This is a genomic window from Clostridium boliviensis (assembly GCF_033342255.1).
Taxonomy (GTDB): Bacteria; Bacillota; Clostridia; order Lachnospirales; family Lachnospiraceae; genus Lacrimispora; species Lacrimispora boliviensis.
Genome location: NZ_JAWONS010000326.1, coordinates 1 through 19,137 on the forward strand (window position 1 = coordinate 1; position 19,137 = coordinate 19,137).

At 39.7% G+C, this 19,137-nt stretch carries 21 protein-coding genes and 2 tRNA genes; 2 read left to right on the forward strand and 21 right to left on the reverse strand.

Annotated features, from left to right (window positions below; translation table 11 throughout):
- The 8 genes from RZO55_RS23430 to RZO55_RS23465 form a co-directional block, all read right to left on the reverse strand.
- Positions 1-701, reverse strand: a 701-nt coding sequence (locus tag RZO55_RS23430) for a helix-turn-helix domain-containing protein (RefSeq protein ID WP_318066667.1), incomplete at its 3' end; no start/stop codon positions are given.
- Positions 702-735: 34 nt separating this feature from the next.
- Positions 736-1,857, reverse strand: a complete 1,122-nt coding sequence (locus tag RZO55_RS23435; protein WP_318066668.1) for a DUF4317 domain-containing protein — start codon at positions 1,855-1,857, stop codon at positions 736-738.
- A gap of 68 nt (positions 1,858-1,925) precedes the next feature.
- Complete coding sequence (locus tag RZO55_RS23440; RefSeq protein WP_318066669.1) at positions 1,926-2,087, reverse strand: hypothetical protein; 162 nt, start codon at positions 2,085-2,087, stop codon at positions 1,926-1,928.
- 28 nt (positions 2,088-2,115) lie between these two features.
- Positions 2,116-2,703 (reverse strand): restriction endonuclease, encoded by a 588-nt coding sequence (locus RZO55_RS23445; RefSeq protein ID WP_318066670.1) that lies wholly within the window; start codon positions 2,701-2,703, stop codon positions 2,116-2,118.
- Positions 2,704-2,724: 21 nt separating this feature from the next.
- A complete protein-coding gene (locus RZO55_RS23450; RefSeq protein ID WP_318066671.1) occupies positions 2,725-3,084 on the reverse strand; it encodes an HNH endonuclease in 360 nt (119 codons plus the stop codon).
- Positions 3,085-3,119: 35 nt separating this feature from the next.
- Entirely contained in the window at positions 3,120-3,434 is a 315-nt protein-coding gene (locus RZO55_RS23455) for a hypothetical protein (RefSeq protein ID WP_318066672.1), read from the reverse strand.
- A 20-nt stretch (positions 3,435-3,454) separates the two neighbouring features.
- Positions 3,455-4,264: a DNA adenine methylase gene (locus RZO55_RS23460; protein WP_318066673.1), complete on the reverse strand. Its 810-nt coding sequence runs from the start codon at positions 4,262-4,264 to the stop codon at positions 3,455-3,457.
- Positions 4,265-4,334: 70 nt separating this feature from the next.
- On the reverse strand, positions 4,335-4,952 hold the full coding sequence (locus RZO55_RS23465; protein WP_318066674.1) for an HNH endonuclease: 618 nt from the start codon (positions 4,950-4,952) through the stop codon (positions 4,335-4,337).
- A gap of 122 nt (positions 4,953-5,074) precedes the next feature.
- On the opposite strand from RZO55_RS23465, the gene RZO55_RS23470 reads away from it, so the two are divergent.
- Positions 5,075-5,224 (forward strand): DUF6019 family protein, encoded by a 150-nt coding sequence (locus tag RZO55_RS23470; protein ID WP_318066675.1) that lies wholly within the window; start codon positions 5,075-5,077, stop codon positions 5,222-5,224.
- Between the two features lie 46 nt (positions 5,225-5,270).
- Here the strand turns inward: RZO55_RS23470 and RZO55_RS23475 are convergent, their stop codons facing one another.
- The 6 genes from RZO55_RS23475 to RZO55_RS23500 are packed head-to-tail and all read right to left on the reverse strand — an operon-like array spanning position 5,271 to position 9,125.
- Positions 5,271-5,444 (reverse strand): hypothetical protein, encoded by a 174-nt coding sequence (locus tag RZO55_RS23475; protein WP_318066676.1) that lies wholly within the window; start codon positions 5,442-5,444, stop codon positions 5,271-5,273.
- Between the two features lie 33 nt (positions 5,445-5,477).
- On the reverse strand, positions 5,478-5,753 hold the full coding sequence (locus RZO55_RS23480) for an AbrB/MazE/SpoVT family DNA-binding domain-containing protein (protein ID WP_318066677.1): 276 nt from the start codon (positions 5,751-5,753) through the stop codon (positions 5,478-5,480).
- A 48-nt stretch (positions 5,754-5,801) separates the two neighbouring features.
- A complete protein-coding gene (locus RZO55_RS23485) occupies positions 5,802-7,211 on the reverse strand; it encodes a hypothetical protein (RefSeq protein WP_318066678.1) in 1,410 nt (469 codons plus the stop codon).
- Between the two features lie 12 nt (positions 7,212-7,223).
- Complete coding sequence (locus tag RZO55_RS23490; RefSeq protein ID WP_318066679.1) at positions 7,224-8,084, reverse strand: ParA family protein; 861 nt, start codon at positions 8,082-8,084, stop codon at positions 7,224-7,226.
- A gap of 57 nt (positions 8,085-8,141) precedes the next feature.
- The gene (locus tag RZO55_RS23495; protein WP_318066680.1) at positions 8,142-8,792 is read right to left on the reverse strand and encodes a hypothetical protein; all 651 of its coding nucleotides are present in this window, start codon (positions 8,790-8,792) and stop codon (positions 8,142-8,144) included.
- A 21-nt stretch (positions 8,793-8,813) separates the two neighbouring features.
- Entirely contained in the window at positions 8,814-9,125 is a 312-nt protein-coding gene (locus tag RZO55_RS23500) for a hypothetical protein (protein WP_318066681.1), read from the reverse strand.
- Positions 9,126-9,415: 290 nt separating this feature from the next.
- Here RZO55_RS23500 and RZO55_RS23505 point away from each other — a divergent pair, with 290 nt between their 5' ends.
- Positions 9,416-10,042 (forward strand): peroxiredoxin, encoded by a 627-nt coding sequence (locus tag RZO55_RS23505; RefSeq protein WP_318066682.1) that lies wholly within the window; start codon positions 9,416-9,418, stop codon positions 10,040-10,042.
- A gap of 46 nt (positions 10,043-10,088) precedes the next feature.
- Here RZO55_RS23505 and RZO55_RS23510 read toward each other — a convergent pair.
- From RZO55_RS23510 to RZO55_RS23540, 7 genes are all read right to left on the reverse strand, one after another.
- Positions 10,089-10,160, reverse strand: a tRNA-Glu gene (locus RZO55_RS23510).
- 24 nt (positions 10,161-10,184) lie between these two features.
- Positions 10,185-10,258, reverse strand: a tRNA-Pro gene (locus tag RZO55_RS23515).
- Between the two features lie 162 nt (positions 10,259-10,420).
- On the reverse strand, positions 10,421-14,968 hold the full coding sequence (locus RZO55_RS23520) for a PolC-type DNA polymerase III (RefSeq protein WP_318066683.1): 4,548 nt from the start codon (positions 14,966-14,968) through the stop codon (positions 10,421-10,423).
- Between the two features lie 8 nt (positions 14,969-14,976).
- Complete coding sequence (gene ispG, locus RZO55_RS23525) at positions 14,977-16,044, reverse strand: flavodoxin-dependent (E)-4-hydroxy-3-methylbut-2-enyl-diphosphate synthase (protein WP_318066735.1); 1,068 nt, start codon at positions 16,042-16,044, stop codon at positions 14,977-14,979.
- 10 nt (positions 16,045-16,054) lie between these two features.
- Positions 16,055-17,116 carry an RIP metalloprotease RseP gene (gene rseP, locus RZO55_RS23530; protein WP_318066684.1) on the reverse strand — a complete coding sequence of 354 codons (1,062 nt, stop codon included), beginning with the start codon at positions 17,114-17,116 and terminating at the stop codon, positions 16,055-16,057.
- A 1-nt stretch (position 17,117) separates the two neighbouring features.
- Complete coding sequence (locus tag RZO55_RS23535) at positions 17,118-18,260, reverse strand: 1-deoxy-D-xylulose-5-phosphate reductoisomerase (protein ID WP_318066685.1); 1,143 nt, start codon at positions 18,258-18,260, stop codon at positions 17,118-17,120.
- A 61-nt stretch (positions 18,261-18,321) separates the two neighbouring features.
- Positions 18,322-19,122 (reverse strand): phosphatidate cytidylyltransferase, encoded by an 801-nt coding sequence (locus RZO55_RS23540; RefSeq protein ID WP_318066686.1) that lies wholly within the window; start codon positions 19,120-19,122, stop codon positions 18,322-18,324.
- Positions 19,123-19,137 lie beyond the last annotated feature (15 nt).

A 19,137-nucleotide genomic window follows, 5' to 3' on the forward strand; every position in this document is an offset into this window, starting at 1 on the left:
CCCGTGTCCGAAATTTTGGTATCCGGTAAACAATCTACATCTGGATTATCATTTAAATAATAATCATTAACAGCCATTCGTCCACTATCTCGCCTTTGGACCACAGTAATATAATTAAGATCAATGAGTTGCTTATAATAGCGCTGATATGTATTATGACTGATACCTAAGTGCCTTAAAATGTCGTCTTTACTTGGAAAAGCACTATTTCCACTACCTGTCCATACACAAAAATAAGCATAAATACCTTTTGCTTTTATATTTAGCCGAGGATCAGTCATAACCATATATGGCATCCAACCATATCCTGCTGATTTTAACCCTCCAAATCGTATTCTGCTATAGGTGGATTTGTCAATTGTAGAGGATTGGGATTCAAATTTTTTAGGGTTTGAAACAAGTGTGTAAACATTTTTCTTAAAACCATTGGAGGAATTCTCCTGCTTTGTAGTAACATAATTTTGTTCAATTAACAATTTAAAATGTTTATAGAACGTATCCTTATTGATACCAAGATATTCTATTATTGTATCTCGACCAGGAAAAACTGTTGTCCCCATACCAGCCAGGCTTGCAAAATAGGTATAAATACATTTTGCTTCCAGCGTAAGATCTGGATCTAACATTACATATTTAGGCAGTATTCCTCCTCCTTTAGCACCTACGCCCTCTATTTTTAAAATTTCCTGTATCTCTGCCATTTTCTCACCTACTTCCGTTTTGCCTTGTGCTGCCTTACTTCACTACTATCCCGTTGATTTCAATATGTTCACTCGTTTCAATAACGATGCAGGAACGACCATTAACAAGCTGGCGTTTTACCAGGTACGATTTGTCCGGAGCAACTTTTATACTTACATCCGTTGTCTTAATCTCAAAACTTTTGGTATTGGACACGTTGGAAGCCATAAAACCAGAGTTTTCTCCTTCCTGGTACTCTTTATAGCACTGATCATATTCTTCAAGCTTTTCCGGTGTGGCTCCGTTGTTAACCAGAAGCTGCTTTATTTGATCTTTATCCAGGGTTAACGGAACCGACTCATCATTTGCCTCCTCTATCATCTCATTGATGCTATCATGGATATTCTTTACCGTCTCAAAGTCACATTTTTCTCCCAAGGTATACTCTATGATCGTCTGAAAAGTCTCCTTCTGACTCTTTGCAGACAGTGGAATGACACACCCTAAAAGTTCGTCAATAAGACGCTCCTGTATTTGCTCCGGATTCTTGGCGTAATATAGCAATCCATGAATATTTGTATTTCTGTCTGTGAATGCCGGGAATATAAAACCTGTCTCTGGTGACTCTACGACCCAATCTCGATTTCTGTTCTCGATTACGTTATCTTGTGAATTATAGCAAAGCCCCGCTTTTGATAATTTAACAGGACAAATCGTACACTGAATAAATTCGTAGACGAATTCCGATGCATCATACATTTCCATTCCATCTGTGGATTTTGATGGAATATCGTAAGCACAGTGTATCAAGATTATGTAGTAATTTTCTGCATACTCATAATTTCCAATTACTTTGTCGTAAAACTCCTCGATAAGAGAATCATCCTTTAACTGACTATTACGAAGTCTCATAAGAAAATTCTGTGTACCCCCCTCAGCTTCAGCAGACGTAGGGAACTCCATATTAAATAGATTTTTACCTATACTTCCAGTCATTGCTGTTTTAAAGATAGTAAAATACTTAAACGCATCTTCCTCCGGAAGAGATAAAAAGGCTTCCTTAAGCTCTGTTCGTTTATTTTTTTCCGAATCTACATAGCTGCTGCATATTCGAGTAATGCAGCAATTTGTTGGGTTTAGAAGCTTTTTAACTTCGCTTACTTCTTTTTTATTCATTCTTTTCTCCTTTGTATAAGTAGTAGATGGTTTTGTCTACATCTCTCCAACGATCTGATAAACTCTTATTATGCTGAATAGTCAACCGCTTTAAGAGTAAGTCCTATTTCCTGTTCAGCTGCACCATTTATTAATAAATCCCTTGTAAAGTCAATTATATTATCTTTTATGAACTCCTCGTCTAATCCAGATTCTTTAGCGTCAATATCAACTATAATCACTAATTCCATTGCTTCTCCTTCGTCATAAAATCTCATACTATTCTATCTTGAAATTATCTATCAAATCATTTCTGTTCCAAAGCGTAACGTTGTTCGCTTTGGCCAACGCTATAGCATTAGCAGTATAAAATGAATTTGAAATGACCATACACTTATCTGCATTGTAATAACCTTTTGCTCCAACAATTTCCTGAATAGCCTTATTGCCAATTTTATTTTTGTATCTTTTAGCTTGTACTACAGTTGTTGAATTATCTTTTATCAGTACAAGATCGGCACCATAGTCATTACTTGCAGGGGTAAGCCTTACACTATATCCTTTCTTTTCAAAGTGAGCTTTTAGAAGTTTTTCAAAATCTGGACCACTCATTTTATCGATTTCAAATATTCTGCTATATAAATATTTTTTTAATTTTTTTTGTTTATTATAAAATGCAAATATTATTTTTCCTATAAAAAGCAAACAAAATGCGACTAGTAACCACTTAGAATATGTATTGAAAAGAATCTGATTTTTTGAGAATTTCCCCTGAAAGATACTTACAAAAAAAATGAGCAAAACTATTAATTGTAAATGACTATTCTTTTTTGAATATCTTCTTTTAGAGTAACGCTTGTTTTTCATTTTGTAACTCTCCCTTAAATTTCAGTTTACTGTTTCAAAATAAAATTGAACCGGCTTATCCGTTACCTGAACAATGCCATATTTTTTAGAGAGACGATATATAAATTCCTTTTCTAATCGTTCCGGTATGGTCTTTAAATTTTCTCTAAACTCTTCAAGCGGAAAGGTGCTTTTATAAAAATTACAGGCTCTGCACGCCGGCATATAATTGCTTATATCATCAGTTCCTCCATACCAGTACAAGGATTCCACATGATCGACTTGCATTTCACTAATTTCCATTTCACAGCCGCAATATGCACAATTCCCATTATATTTTTCATAGACCTTTTTTCGTATCTTTTTAGGGATTGCTTTTCTCTTTACTTCTGTATTACCCATGGTATCCTTTCCTCCCAGGTTCCGGGAAATCTAAATTACTGATTGAGAAACAAGCTAGTCGAAGTGTTATTTTTTATAATATCGGCCATGTCATTTTTTATAATATCAGCCATTTCATCTAATAAAATGGCTGTGTTCATAGCAAGCGCATCAGATGGTTTCACTTTTTTGTCCATCACGTAAGCAGTTTGAAGTTCATCTTCTGTTTCTTGGTGTTTCCATGTTCCTACTTTAAAGCAAATTTTATTTTCTTCTATGTAGACATTTATATCTTTTACTTCAAGATATTTGTAATTATCAATAGTTTCATTGATTTGATTTTTTATTTTTGTTAGTGTGGTTTTAATCATTAAATTCACCTCTCTACAGTTTAGCTTATAAAATCATAAATATTTGTCTGTCCTGCAGGTTCGAAATTCATCCAAAGAATTTCTCTTTTTTTACTGCTGACCTGCGAATAGCATGTTGTTTCTTCCCGGTACCAGTTAGATAAACGATCATTATATAGTTCACTATCATATCCGCTTAGTAATACTGGGCCTTTATGAGCCTGTAATACATCTATCAAGTCATGATGCTGTTTATCTTCTACCATTTCGTAACGGTATTGCTTACCATGCCTTTCACTCAGCACATATGGAGGATCAGCATAAATCAATACTTTCGGATTATTAAACCTTTCAATCAGCTCCACTGCCGGGCGGTTTTCAATTTGTACGCCTCTGATCCGTTCTGCTGCTTGCATTATCTTTTCCGGTAATTTGCACCAATCTGACGCAGCATAAGCTTTTTCACGTCCCTGTACGTCATTCTTCCAGCCTACCTTTTCCCCAGTAGTGCGGAATCCGTGGCCCATATTCAGCCTTATGTAGAAATTAATTGCTTTACTAAAACTGTCCTCTGGTACCGTTTTAAAGGCATCATCATAAATTTGTCTTGCGTAAGGAGTTAAATATATTTCTCTGGCCAGTCGTTCCGGGTCCTTGCGAATCCATTCGAATAGATTTACCACATTCCCGTCCATATCATTCACCGTTTCAATGTTTGACCTGGGCTTATTAAACAGAACGGCTCCACTGCCGAAAAACGCCTCTAAGTAACTGTGATGCTCCGGGAAGTAACTTATAATCCAGTCTGCGATACTCCATTTACTTCCCGGATACTTCATAACTGTTTTCATAATTTGTAAGAAGCCCGGTATACCCTTACCCCTGCAGGAGGCTGGCTCCTTTCTTTTAATCATTCATATTTCAGTTCAGTTCCGCAACTATATTAACCCCAGAACTATGAGGAATAATTTCTGTTACTTCACATTTTATAAAATCCAAAAATTCACTATAAGAAATTTCTCCTTTTTCATTTCTTTCAATATCAAACATTTTAAGAGGTGCTTCATCCATCCCTCTTCGCTCTTTTATATGTCCTTTTGGATAAATAAAAATGGAGAATTTCTTACACTTCGTAATACTCAAACACTTTTTTAATTTCATAATGCACCTCACAAAATTTCGGTTTACTGTTTCAAAATAAAACTTAACCGGCTTATCTGTTTCCTGGACAATGCCATATTTTTTAGAGAGACGATAAATAAATTCCCTTTCTAATCGCTCCGGTATGGTTTTTATATTTTCTCTAAATTCTTCAAGCGGAAAGGTGCTTTTATAAAAATTACAAGCCCTGCACGCCGGCATATAATTACTTAGATCATCAACTCTGCCATACCAGTATAAGGATTCCACATGATCTACTTGCATTTCTCCAAGCTCCATCTCACAGCCACAATAGGCGCGATGCCCATTATATTTTTCATAAACCTCTATTCGAGTCTTTTTAGAGATTGCTTTTCTCTTTACTTCGATATTACACATGATTCCCTTTCCCCCGGTGATCCGGGAAATATCAGTTTTGTTAATCGTAATAGTTTTGCTACTTGTTTCTTTTCCGGCCTTCCTTTAAAATCAAACCAGGTATAAGAAGGAGGTCTGTTTTTATGAATAGCATTTTAATCTTTGGGATTTTAAACTTGTTTTTACTTATAGCAATAACTATTGGCATTTTTGTCCTTGTATATTTCATAATTAAAAGGGCTGTTAAAAATGGTATTTTAGAAGCCTATAATGAAATTCATAAGAATCAGTAATTGAGAGCCGGGCTGCCAGTTTCTTCTATAGCAGCCCAGGTAAACACTAATCTACAAGGGTAAGGCCATCTACTGCATAGCCACCCCGATACCCTTCCAGCAACACACACTCTGTACCGCACAGATCCCATGGCTCACTGCGAACTATAAAGACCTTTCCCTTGTTACGTTCAGATACTCTGTACTTATTATTCATGATAACTCTATCTCCATTTTTCATAAATCCACCTTCCTCCGGGTACGCCGGGAAATCCTAATTTGCCTGCCTTAATAACAATAGTGCTTCTTGCAAACATTTCTGTATTTGATCTGCTTTATCCTGTCCAACAAAGGAATTTTCATCTTTTACAGATCTTTGCAGATTTTCAATGTCTGAGATCAAGCTTAATTCCGCGCTATACTTCTTTAACAATATCCCCTCATCTGTAGCCAATATTTCCAATGAAGACCCATCAGCTAATCCCATGGAATTTCTAATATCTTTCGGCAAGACTAACCTGCCGAGATGATCAATTTTCCTTATTACCACTTTTTCCTCCTCCTGTTCTATTAAACTTCAAGTACTTCCTGGTTAAATCTATATTTTAAGTATGGTATGTAGATTATTTACAATTGCCTCAATCTCCTCCTTGAATTTAGGGATATCAGTACCATTTAACTTTCCATAAGTGATAAACGCCTTTTTTATGTCAGTTACTGAGCTCATTGCTGTCCCAATTGCCGTAGACAATTTTACTTCCATGCGAATCCTTTCAAGATCTTGGCCAGGCTGATTCTTCATCTGCTTTAACTCAGTTTCTAACTTTTCAATTTCATTATTCTTACTATTCAGTCTCTGGCTGATTTCGTTAAGATTTTTATTAATATCCTTTTGGGCATCTTCTTTTTCTTGCAGCTGCTTTTCAAGCTCCTTAACTTTATTTCTATCAGGGCTGTTATTTAGAATCTCTTCCGAAATTTCAAGTTTGATACGCTCGCGGTCCTGCTCAATACTCTCCTGGAGCCTCACAAGCTCCTTCTCATGCCTTTCCTGCAGTTGATCACTCTCTTCCCTTAATCTGCTTAATTCCCCCTCTTTAAGGATCAATTCCGTTTGCACAGCCTCCTTCTCCTGCTTAAGCTTTTTGATATCATCAGCAGATACTTTCTTCCCTTCCTGAATCAGCTTTAAAATATTCCTCTGTTCTTCCTCAGTAAGAACAGAATAATTTGCTCCATCGGCCAGAGTGATATTATTCTGAAAAAACTCTTCTCTCAATTCCGGTATCAAAGAATCAATACTTTTATACTTTTGAACCTGCCTCTCAGTCATCCCCAGTTTATTTCCCACTTCTTTATTTACATTAATACGTTTCTTATATGGCAATAAAGCATTACGCCTCTCCATCAATTCAGCACGTCTTGTAACTCGTTTATACTTATCCTGAGGATTTGTGGGCCTTACCTCTTCATTGGCATCCATCAATCTGATTTCGCTGTCAATTTCATCTAAAGGGGACATATCACCGGCATCCGTATATTTTTTCTTTTTCACGTTAATAGGATAACCTGCTTCGAACCCCTTTACGTTCTCCAGGTAGTCCTGATACTCTTGTGAATCAGTATCTTCATAATCTCTAAACTTTTCCAGAAGAAGATCAATAGCTCTGGTTCTTCTCTCCCCAGATTCTATTACATATAAATCCTGTTCCTCATCATAAAATCCCTCAAGAGAATGAATCAGCCCAAAGTGCAAAATTCCTTCCGCAAGCTTTTCTAAATCCACCTGGCTGTAATCGTTCTTATCATTGAATATGATTTTCTTTCTGGGTATGATTTTCAAATTAAACGGGACATTACTCCTCTTTTCGCTCAGCTTCCCTACTATTTCCTGCAAACCAACGCCTGGATCTGTCACCACACTATCCTCGGGTATAGTACTTACCTCCTGAACCTTGGCTATTTCATTATTTCTAATGTTAAGACCTCTAAATTTCTGTACTGGCATAAAACAACCTCCTTACATTGCTTCCTTTATGGTATCTCTTAAAAATTTCTCAGTCTGGGTATCTAAAATTCCCATCTCCAATAACAAGTTACAGTAATCACTTAATGCTCTGGAATTTGGATATGTAAGCAATGGCTTAAATTCTCTTTCTATGTCATTGATTTTTGTATCTTGCCGGATCGCAGTATCAAAAAACATATTGTTCATGTTTGCTGTAAATGTCTTGCTGGTTTCCTTAAATGCATTGGTAATTATATTTGCCTGGGTGATAAATGCTCCCAGAAACTGAGGGCTTTCTAAATCATGTTCCTCTTTTATATAGATAATGCTTTTCAATGTTTCCTGCAGCCCCTCATAAGAATACTGCTCACACTTAATCGGAATAATAATAAAATCTGAGGCAAAAATACTGTTTACCGTCAAAATATTATTTGCCGGTGCATTGTCAATCAGTATATAGTCATACTCATGTGATATAGCTTTTAAGGCCCTTTTTAAAATTGTATTATTATTGCCTGTATTGCTAACCAACAGATCCTGAGTCAATTTGTGCCTGTGGCTGCTGGGTAGAATAGAGAGATTTTCAATGTACGTTTTTCTTATCAGGCTCTTTACCTCTTCACCATTCCGATAGCGGAATCGATAAAGCTCTGCAATATGGTAATCCTCGCTTTCCGGAAGCAGTATTCCATTCTCAATCTCCGGACTATCCTTTTGAAACAAATGAAACTGCATAGATGTATTCCCCTGTGGGTCCTGATCAACGATCAGAGTTTTTTTACCTAAGTAAGCCAGAAGCTCACCTAATACTACTGTAGTGGTGGTTTTGCCAACTCCACCTTTGTTACTGTTAATGCTCCCAATAACTGCCATGTTTTTATCCTCCTGGTATTTATATTTTCAAAGACTCTTTATTCAGAATTTTTTCTATTACACACCATTCTTCACGCGATCCATATCGCCATACCATTTAATAACTTTTTCAATTTCATTTTCTAAAGTACCTACTTGTCCATTAACAGACTGCAAAAAATCATTCCAGTAATCATCTATTTGCTCTTTGCAATCTGACACAAACTCTTTTTCCTGTTTAATATTTTCTAATTGTTCTTTTTCCCATTCTTCTTTCCGGGAATAACGAGGCATATCACCTTCAGCTGTACAGACCACTAAATCCTGCCAAGTATATGTACTCCCATCATATCTTTTCATGATTCCAGTCTTAAATTCTTCTTCCATAACAGGCATCTGATCTACACTACTTCTCATATCATTGTACAATTCCAGAAATTCCTCGATAGTATCCTGATCAATCAGATATTTCAAAAAGCTCTCTTCCGGAAACATACCAAAGTAACATCTCTCAAACCAGTTATTTAATGCAGCCCTTTCATCAGATCCATTGGTATAGGTTCCATTTACCAGGTCACCAACAAAATTTTCAAGAAGCTCTGACACAGACAGACTGGCGCTTCCTGCCTTTTTATATAATCTTTCAACATCTGCATCAGACAGTTTGATTTCAATGGTCCGCTCCTTAATTGTCTTAATCTCTAACTGCTGTTCTTTTCCGTTGCTCATAAGAAACCTCTCTTTCTAAAATCAATCATCATTGTTTTCATGACTCCACCTGATTTCCTTCACCACATCGTCTAAATAATCAGTACTTTTCTGGGCTGCCGCGCGGAGCTTTCTAAGCAATAGCTCCTGGCTCTTTATTTCCTCCTCATATGATTTAAAGCGTCTTTGATACTCCTCTTCTACCTTAACCAGCATTTCTTCCCGCTTCATGCAAAAATGAATTAAGTATTCGAATTTATCAGTCAGATTTTTTCCCGGACATCTCATAAGATATTTTTCAGTCTCTGGTAAGAGTCTTATTGATGTGGGTCTTCCTTTCTTTTCCTTTTTCACTTTGCTTTCCTCCAATACATTTTTTCTTAACGATGTCAACCACGGGAAGTTTTCTGTTTTACTGTATTTTATAAATATCAACTGCATTGATATTTTAAATATCTATAGCACTTACTGATTTATCCCTATTGTTTTTTCTCATGTGTATCTTTATAATTTCTATATACACATCATCAGTGGATGTAATGAAGGCTTGTAGGTGACACGTATCAGGTATTTGGTAACTGGTAATAAAACTTTAAGCTTGCTGATTCGTTCCCCAAGTGTAGCCAGCACTTGTTTGATTGACTGTGTTTTTATCTATCCGAAATGTTAGGTCTAAAAAAAAGAGACCTAACATTTTTTTAGGTCTCTTTCAATCTTTTCTATATTTTCCATCTATATGCAATGTATTTACCCCCGTCTGCACTACCGAATTTATTGCCTTTGCGCAAGCCAATGACCAATTTGAAGCTTTAAATGCCAAATTAATCGGCTTAAGCATTGACAGCAATCCTTCTCATCTTGCATGGGTAAACCAGATCTATTTACTGACAGGCATTCAGATCCCGTTCCCTATTATAGCAGACAGAATGGCCGATGTGTCAAATATGTATGGTATGATAGCTCCTGATGCAGCCAAGCAGGAAACTGTCCGTAACGTCTATTTCATTGATCCAGACCAGATTATCCGGGCAATTCTGATTTATCCTCTTACAAACGGCAGAAATATCTGTGAAATCATACGGCTTTTAACTGCCCTTCAAACAACTGACCGCTGTAACGTCGTAACCCCGGCTAACTGGGAGCCAGGCACTCCTGCTATGGTGCCACCGCCCCGTACTTATGACCAGATGTTAGAACGCATCAATGATCCTCAGGCACAAAACTTAAATTGTATGGACTGGTTCTGGTGTTATAAAGATAAGCCCTGCTGATACTTCCTCAAAAAAAGCCTTCAGGTTTATCCTGAAGGCTTTAATATGACCTATCCGAGAATCGAACTCGGGTTTCCGCCGTGAGAGGGCGGCGTCTTGACCGCTTGACCAATAGGCCAGTACGAATATGATTCATACAAAATCGAGGCGACAAGATTCGAACTTGCGACCTCTGCGTCCCGAACGCAGCGCTCTACCAAACTGAGCCACGCCTCGATTACGTTAGGTAGTATAATATAAATCAGAGGTAATGTCAACATTATTTTCAAAATTTTTTATTTTTTTTTAAATACTGGAAAAATAAGATTAGATTTCAGTTACTCTTTGTATCAGAATCAGCTGCAAAACAAGCATTCCTGTTCTGCAGCTGATTCTTTTTTATGCCAGATCAAAAAGAGACAGCTGATTGGACTCAGGAAGATCACCAAGAAGTCCTAAGTCTCCCATAAGATCGCAAACAGTCTTACTGACCTTTGTCCGGTTCCTGAAATCCTCTCTGGATAAAAACCGGCCGTCTTTTACTGCATCTACAACTGCATCTGCCGCTTTATCTCCCAACCCGTCTATGCTGCTTAAGGATGGCATCAGTTTACCGCCAATGATCTGAAAATGCCTTGCTTTCGCCTGGTAAATATCAATAGGCGTAAAATCATAACCTCTGGCATACATTTCCTGGACAATACGCATATCCCGCAGTGTATCCTGCTCTTTTTTGGAAAGGGTATCCATTCGTTTCCTGTAATCCGCCAGATAATACTCCAGCTTCTCCCTTCCCTGACACATCAGCTCATAACTAAAACCACTAGCCCGGATACTGAAAAAGGCCGCGTAATAGGCTAGAGGATAAAAGACCTTGCAGTATGCAATTCTCCATGCCATCATAACATAAGCTGCTGCATGAGCTTTAGGGAACATGTATTTAATCTTCTTACAGGACCAGATGTACCAATCCGGAACTCCATGGGATATCATCTCCTCTTCCCACTCAGGCTTCAGACCCTTTCCTTTACGCACGCTTTCCATAATGGTAAAAGACATACCCTCTTCCAGTCCCATGGAAATTAAGTATATCATAATATCATCTCTGGTACATATGGCAGTCTGAATGGTTGCCTTTCCTTCCTGAATAAGAGCCTGGGCATTCCCCAGCCACACATCTGTTCCATGTGCAAGACCTGCGATACGGACAAGATCAGAGAAATACTTAGGCTGGGTATCAATTAACATCTGCATGGCGAAATCCGTACCAAATTCAGGTACTCCAAGTGCTCCAAGCTTACAGCCCCCGATGTCCTCGGGAGAAATCCCAAGAGCCGATGTGTCCTGGAAAAGCGACATAACTTCCCTGCTGTCCAGGGGGATATCCTTTACGGGGTCAAAACCGATCAGATCCTGAAGCATACGGATCATGGTAGGATCGTCGTGTCCGAGAATATCAAGCTTTAATAGGTTATGGTCAATGGAATGATAATCAAAATGAGTGGTCACCGTCATAGTCGTCATATCATTGGCAGGCCTCTGCACCGGTGTAAAGGAATAGATCTCCTCTCCATGAGGCAGAACTATAATTCCTCCCGGGTGCTGGCCAGTCGTTCGTCTGACACCCACACACCCCTGAACAATTCTGTTGATTTCACAGTTTCTCTTTCTTACCCCATGCTCCTCGTAATAATTCTTTACATAGCCGAATGCCGTCTTATCTGCAAGAGTGCCAATTGTTCCCGCACGGAATGTCTGACCTTTTCCGAAAATAACTTCCGTATAATCATGAGCCTTACTCTGATATTCTCCGGAGAAGTTTAAGTCAATATCAGGCTCCTTATCTCCCTTAAAGCCCAGGAATGTCTCAAATGGGATATCAAATCCATCCTTTGATAAGGGATGACCGCAAACCGGACAGGTCTTATCCGGCATATCACAGCCGGCCATACCGGTAAAAACCTTTACTTCATCTGAATCAAAATCATAATAGTGACAGCTGCCACAGTAATAATGGGGACTCAGTGAATTAACCTCTGTAATACCTGACATATAGGCAACAAAGGAGGATCCAACTGATCCACGGGAGCCCACCAGATAACCGTCTTCATTGGATTTCCATACCAGCTTCTGCGCAATAATATACATAACTGCAAATCCGTTGGAAATAATGGAATTCAGTTCCCGTTCCAACCGTTCCGTAACAATGGCAGGAAGATCTTCTCCATAGATTGCATGAGCCCTGTCGTAACAGATCTGTCTTAAATCCTCGTCAGAGTTTTCAATGACAGGCGCACACTTGTCCGGCCGCACTGGAGAAATCCGTTCACACATATCCGCTATTTTTTTGGTATTCTTTATGACAACTTCTTCTGCCTTATTTGGACCCAGATATTCAAATTCCCGAAGCATTTCCTCAGTCGTTCGAAGGTACAGCGGAGCCTGTTCATCCGAATCCTTAAACCCTTGTCCAGCCATAATTATCCTTCGGTAAACCTCATCCTCCGGATCGAGGAAATGAACGTCACAGGTCGCGCATACGGGCTTCCCAAACTGCTCTCCAAGCGTAACAATCCGTTTATTAATATCAATTAAATCCTGCTCCGTTTTTATCGTACTCTTTTCATCTCTCAGCATAAACGCATTATTGCCAAGCGGCTGTATCTCCAGATAATCGTAGAAATTCACGAGCTTTGCTATTTCTGCATCGGGAACTCCCCTGAGAAGAGCCTGAAATAACTCTCCTGCTTCACAGGCAGAACCAATAATCAGTCCCTCCCTGTATTCATTCAGTACGCTTTTGGGAATCCTGGGTCTTCTGGCATAAAAGTCGATATGGGAACAGGAAATCAACCGGTATAAGTTCACCCTGCCTACATCATTGGCTGCCAGAATAATCACGTGATAGGTGGGAAGCTTTTTAATCATATCTGGTGACATGGTACTGAGTTTGTTTAACTCATCAAGAGTTTCAACCCCCCTGTCCCGGAGCATGCTTACAAATGCTGCAAATATCTCAGCCGTACAGCCTGCATCGTCAACCGCCCGGTGATGGTTGGCCAGGGATATCTTTAGTGCTTTGGCTACAGTATCCAGCTTATACCGGTTCAAACTGGGCAATAACAGTCTTGACAGAGCCACTGTGTCAATGACCGTTGGATTAAACTCTAACTGAAGCTGCAGGGCATTATAAGAAATAAAACTTACATCAAAGGAGGCATTGTGAGCCACCAGTACCGAATCTTTACAAAATTCCAGAAACTGGGGAAGGATCACATCAATTTTGGGATGGGGTAGTACCATACTGTCATTGATTCCAGTAAGCTGTTCGATCTCAAAGGGTATGGGAACATCAGGATTGACAAATGCGCTGAATTTGTCCATGATTTTTCCATCTGTTACCTTCACCGCACCAATTTCAATAATCCGGTTTCTGGAAGAACTGAAACCTGTTGTCTCAATATCAAAAACGACATAGGAATCAGTAAAAGCCTGGTTATGGGAATTCTCTACCAGCTGTTTTAAATCATCAACCAGGTATCCTTCCACTCCGTAAATAACCTTGAATGTGTCGCCCTTATCCAGGGCATGGTTTGCATCCGGAAAAGCCTGTACACAGCCATGGTCCGTAATCGCAATTGCAGGCATTCCCCACTTTTTCGCACGTTTTACCAGATCTTTTACTTCAGAAACACCGTCCATATCACTCATTTTCGTATGGCAGTGAAGTTCCACCCGTTTTTCCAGGCTGTTATCTGATCGTTTTCCTGTAAAATCTTCTGATTTTTTAATCCCTACAACGGACCCTAATGTCAATTCCCCGTCAAACTTATCAATGGTAGTCACACCCTTTAATCGGATAAAGCTGCCTGGAACAACTGCCTTTTTTAAATCATCCAGCTGCTCTTCCTTCGCAAACATCTTTACTGTGATCGTATCCGTAAAATCAGTTACATCGAAAATCATAATCGTCTTGCCGCTTCTCAGTTCCCGGCTGTCCAACATAATAATCTTACCGCGGATCACTACTTCACCGATTTCTCCGTCAATTTTTTCTATTTCTATGGTTTCCCCATCAAAGTCTCTGCCATATAAAACCTCCGGATTGTCGGAGCGGCGGCCATTATAAGAGTTCTTCCGGTAATCTTTCCATTCCTTCTTTCCAGATTGTGCATCTGCTGATTTTCCAGATTCCTTTTTCTCTCCTTCGTTTTCCCCCCCCATACGAAGTACAGAAGATGGTGACTGGGATTCCTGTATAAATGGTACTTCATCAGAACCAGACGCTGCCAATGATCCCTGAGAGCCATCTGTACCTGAAGAACCTCCGAACTCTTCCTCTGTACCATTGTTTTGCGAAATTCCAAGAGAAGTCCTGCTGACGATTTCTTCCACTTCCCTTTGCATCTGGAGTTCTTTCTGTTTAGCAAGGGCATTTTCTTTAGGTGCAACATACTCATACTGAACTTCTATAGGCAGACCGCACCTTTCATGAAAAATTTTTTCAAGTACGCGTTTTAACTCTCCTGCTTTTTCATGCGTTACAATGGTATCCTCTACAGTCATCTTCAGAAGATCCGGTTCAGGAAACTGGTACTGTGCTTTTCGGAACATATTGTATTCAATGATACTATAATTCTTAAGTTCTGCCAGGAGACTCTCCCGATAGATCTTTAACAGTTTTTGAGGCGTATACTGCCCAGACAGACGAAACCGCTCAATAATCTTAATCGAGATCTGTTTGGAAGGAAATAACTGATCTTTGATTCCTTTTTCCAGACTGTAAATATTGTGTTTGTGTATCAGTCTGGGACTAATTAAGTAAACACGAATAGAGCTTCTATCCCTGTTTGATGTGACCTTTTCCACATCCACCAGATTTAAAAGCTCCCGCAATTCGTCTGTTATATGTAAGTTTGGAAAAACTTCCAAAAATTTCTTTGCCATTCTATCACCTATTGCATTTTCATAAGTTCTTCCTGAAGGGCGCTAAGAAGTTCTTCTTCCGGAACCTTACGGATTACTTCTCCTTTTTTAATAAGAAGACCTTCTCCAATTCCACCGGCAATCCCGATATCCGCTTCTCTTGCCTCACCCGGACCATTTACCACGCAGCCCATAACTGCCACCTTAATATCCAGATGATCATAAGCTGAAACCATATCCTCCACCTGATTTGCCAGCGAGATCAGATCAATTCTGGTCCTTCCGCAGGTTGGGCAGGAAATCACCTCTACTCCGCCCTTTCTTAACCCCAGTGTTCTTAGTATAGTTTTTGCAGCTTTTACTTCTTCAAGCGGATCACCGGTGAGCGAAACCCGAATGGTATCGCCAATCCCCTTATGAAGTATAATTCCAAGTCCAACGGAAGATTTGATGGTTCCGGTCTGAAGTGTTCCGGCCTCAGTAATCCCCACATGCAGAGGATAATCCGACTGTTCAGCCATGAGTTCATGGGCCTTCACGCACATTAATACATCCGAAGACTTGATGCTGATAACCAGATTTCCATAGTCCATCTCTTCAATCATACGTACTTTATTTAGAGCACTTTCTACAATTCCTTCTGCAGTCACTCCACCATATTTTTCAATCAGATTTTTTTCAAGAGAACCACTGTTTACACCCACACGGATAGGTATTTGATACTCTTTTGCTTTTTCCACAACTGCCTGCACGCGATCCAGAGAACCTATATTGCCTGGATTAATCCGTATTTTATCCGCTCCAGATTCTATAGCTGCCACAGCCAGCCGATAATCAAAATGAATATCTGCCACCAGTGGTATCCTGATTTGTTTTTTTATTTCTCTGATAGCTGCCGCTGCTTCCATATCTGGAACAGCAACCCGGATAATATCGCATCCGGCTGCTGTCAGCTTTTTAATCTGGTCTACGGTTGATGACACATCCTGGGTTTTCGTATTGCACATGGACTGGATCAGTATTGGATTGCCCCCGCCAATGACCCGATCTTTGATCTGTATTGTCTTCGTATGATTCCTGTTCATAAGTTCCTCCATATCCACACCTTTATCCGGTAAATCTGCTGATATCATTAAACACCACAAAAATCATCAGAGCCATTAAAGCTGCCATACTGATCATATTCACAAGGCCTTCTTTTTCCGGGTCCATTCGTTTTCCCCGAATTGCTTCTATTATCAAAAACAGCAGCCTTCCACCGTCAAGCGCCGGAATTGGGAGCAGATTCATCACGCCTAAGTTGGCACTCAAAAGGATGCACATGCTGATGACATTCATAAGTGCCGCAACAACACTGACAGTCAGACCTGCTTTTACAGAATCATCGATCATAACCACAATACCAACCGGTCCGCTCAAGTCTTTTACACTGGCTTTTCCTGTAAAAAGCATACCAAGACTCTTTACAGTCAGTTTAACATCATATTTCATCTCCATATATCCATGCTTGATCAGGTCACCGGCATTTGCTGCCTTCTTATTTTCCGGCGCAATTAAAATACCAATCAGATATTTTTTACTTTCTTCAGAATATTTGGGAGTAACAGTCACTGTCTGAATATCCTGATTCCCTGTCTGAGGATCGATTCTTGCAAACTCTACCTGGTTCATTTTTTCATCTGGTTTCATCAGCTTATAAAGAATGTATTCCTGATACATAGAAACATTCTCACCGTTAATTTTTAATAGCTTATCGCCTGAACGCATTCCTGCTTCAGAAGCAGGAGATCCATCTGTTACTTCCTTAATATAAGTGGTATCATAACCGCTCATGCCTACCAGAATCAAAGAAAGCAAAAAGGCCAAAATAAAATTAAATATAGGTCCTGCCGCTATGACAGACATCCTTGCAGGAATTGATTTATTCTGAAACGCCCGTTCATCCGGATTCTCCTCATCTTCCCCCAGCATCATGCAGGATCCGCCCAAAGGAAGTGCCTTTATGGAATAAGTAGTCTCTCCCTTTTTAAAATGCAAGAGACGAGGGCCCATACCGACAGAAAATTCCACCACTGCGATTCCGCTCATTTTTGCGAACAGAAAATGACCTAACTCGTGAATCAAAACAATTAAACCGAATACCAGAATAGCTACTAAAATACTGGACAAATCACCACCTGCTTTCTATATAATCATAAGCTGCAGCCTCAGCTTCAAGAATCTCTTCAACATTGGGATTCTCTTTTACAGTATGCCCGTTCATCGCTCCCTCTATCATATCTGTAATAGTAAGATATGTAATTTCCCTGTTCAAAAATTTGGCAACTGCCTTTTCATTCGCAGCATTAAAGACAGTTGGAAGCGTTCCGCCGATTCTGCCAGCTTCATATGCCAGTTTCAATCCCGGAAAATTAATCAGATCCGGTTTTTCAAAATTAATTTGACCAATGGACCAGAAATCCAGCCGGTCTCCCTTTAAATGTCTTCTCTCCGGATAATAAAGTGCATATTGGATTGGAAGTTTCATATCCGGAGTTCCCATCTGGGCCATTACCGCTCCATCATCAAATTCTACCATGGAATGGATGATACTCTTAGGCTGAATCACCACCTGTATCTGGTCCATCTCCACACCAAATAACCATCTGGCTTCCATTACTTCAAGACCTTTGTTCACCATCGTTGACGAATCTATGGTAATCTTGCGTCCCATAGACCAGTTTGGATGATTAAGTGCGTCTTCCACATTCACATTTTGCAGTTCTTCTCTTGTTTTTCCACGGAAAGGACCACCGGAAGCAGTCAGTAGTATCTTGTGTACAGATGTCTTGTCTTCTCCATTGAGGCACTGAAAGATAGCACTGTGCTCACTGTCCACCGGAAGAATTCTGACACCCAGTTTCTTTGCAAGAGGCATAATGATGTGCCCTGCGGTTACCAGCGTTTCTTTATTGGCCAGAGCAATATCTTTTCCAGCTTTCATTGCAGCTATGGTTGGTCTGATTCCAATCATTCCAACCACTGCAGTAACAACAATTTCTGATGTTTCTTCTACAGCGGTCTCAATTAAGCCATCCATTCCGGAAACAATACGGACAGGAAGATCTTTCACCAGTACTTTCAGTTCCTTTGCTTTTTCTTCTTCCCATACACAGGCTGTCTTTGGCCGGAATTTTCTGATCTGCTCTTCCAGCAGCCGGATGTTGCTGCCTGCAGCCAAAGCGGTAACTTCAATATCCCCTTGGTTTTCCACCACCTCCAGGGTCTGCGTCCCAATGGATCCTGTTGATCCTAGGATTGCTATTTTCTTCATCTTATGCTGTATACTCCTTTTCCTTTCCTTAATTCCGATTAAGGCAATGCTTTTGTTTGTTTTAACGAATAAATGTAACTACGAAATAAATAACAGGTGCTGTAAACAGCATACTGTCAAAACGATCCAGTATACCTCCATGCCCCGGGATCAGTTTACCATAGTCCTTTATCTGATGATCACGCTTAATTGCAGATGCAGCCAGATCTCCGATGGGAGATATAAACGCCGCAAATGCACATGCCAGAGTGCAGGTAAGCTGAGGATAATCTAACACAGTCATGGACTCTCCAAAGATAGTTGCATATAAAAATCCCAGTAGAGAAGCCCCAAGAATTCCGCCGATCGCTCCTTCTATTGATTTGTGCGGACTGAGTACCGGAGCCAATTTATGTTTTCCGATCAGGTTCCCCACACAATATGCGCAGGTATCGCATCCCCATGAACTTAAAAACACCAGCCAAACCAGGTATTTTCCATCGTTCATGGACCGTACCTGATATAGGTAGGACAGCATAACAGCCACGTAAAAGAATCCAAAAAAAGCTCCTGTCACTTCTTCCGTTTTATATTTGGGGAAAGAAAAAACATAAATACTCAAAAGAAGCATCATGAAAACGATAGACATATACAATGCATACTGCTGCATCTGAAACCATAACAGTCCATAATAGACAACAACGATAAAATACCCCATATATCCCATGGGATGATTGTGAATCTTTAGTACACGATACAGCTCATATAAGCCAATCATGGATATAAAAACCGTTGTCGCAAACAGCAGGAGTCCGCCGCTTCCTACTGTTATCAGTGCGATCAAAACAAGAACAATTCCGCTTATCAGCCTGGTTGTAAACATCCCGCTTCCTCCCTC

What these genes read in the sequence shown, in the direction of transcription:
- RZO55_RS23435 (WP_318066668.1), bottom strand. Translation starts at nt 1,857, where the DNA reads ATGAATAAAAAAGAAGTAAGCGAAGTTAAAAAGCTTCTAAACCCAACA.
- RZO55_RS23440 (WP_318066669.1), bottom strand. Translation starts at nt 2,087, where the DNA reads ATGGAATTAGTGATTATAGTTGATATTGACGCTAAAGAATCTGGATTA.
- RZO55_RS23445 (WP_318066670.1), bottom strand. Translation starts at nt 2,703, where the DNA reads ATGAAAAACAAGCGTTACTCTAAAAGAAGATATTCAAAAAAGAATAGT.
- RZO55_RS23450 (WP_318066671.1), bottom strand. Translation starts at nt 3,084, where the DNA reads ATGGGTAATACAGAAGTAAAGAGAAAAGCAATCCCTAAAAAGATACGA.
- RZO55_RS23455 (WP_318066672.1), bottom strand. Translation starts at nt 3,434, where the DNA reads ATGATTAAAACCACACTAACAAAAATAAAAAATCAAATCAATGAAACT.
- RZO55_RS23460 (WP_318066673.1), bottom strand. Translation starts at nt 4,264, where the DNA reads ATGAAAACAGTTATGAAGTATCCGGGAAGTAAATGGAGTATCGCAGAC.
- RZO55_RS23465 (WP_318066674.1), bottom strand. Translation starts at nt 4,952, where the DNA reads ATGTGTAATATCGAAGTAAAGAGAAAAGCAATCTCTAAAAAGACTCGA.
- RZO55_RS23470 (WP_318066675.1), top strand. Translation starts at nt 5,075, where the DNA reads ATGAATAGCATTTTAATCTTTGGGATTTTAAACTTGTTTTTACTTATA.
- RZO55_RS23475 (WP_318066676.1), bottom strand. Translation starts at nt 5,444, where the DNA reads ATGAAAAATGGAGATAGAGTTATCATGAATAATAAGTACAGAGTATCT.
- RZO55_RS23485 (WP_318066678.1), bottom strand. Translation starts at nt 7,211, where the DNA reads ATGCCAGTACAGAAATTTAGAGGTCTTAACATTAGAAATAATGAAATA.
- RZO55_RS23490 (WP_318066679.1), bottom strand. Translation starts at nt 8,084, where the DNA reads ATGGCAGTTATTGGGAGCATTAACAGTAACAAAGGTGGAGTTGGCAAA.
- RZO55_RS23495 (WP_318066680.1), bottom strand. Translation starts at nt 8,792, where the DNA reads ATGAGCAACGGAAAAGAACAGCAGTTAGAGATTAAGACAATTAAGGAG.
- RZO55_RS23520 (WP_318066683.1), bottom strand. Translation starts at nt 14,968, where the DNA reads ATGGCAAAGAAATTTTTGGAAGTTTTTCCAAACTTACATATAACAGAC.
- ispG (WP_318066735.1), bottom strand. Translation starts at nt 16,044, where the DNA reads ATGGAGGAACTTATGAACAGGAATCATACGAAGACAATACAGATCAAA.
- RZO55_RS23535 (WP_318066685.1), bottom strand. Translation starts at nt 18,260, where the DNA reads ATGAAGAAAATAGCAATCCTAGGATCAACAGGATCCATTGGGACGCAG.
- RZO55_RS23540 (WP_318066686.1), bottom strand. Translation starts at nt 19,122, where the DNA reads ATGTTTACAACCAGGCTGATAAGCGGAATTGTTCTTGTTTTGATCGCA.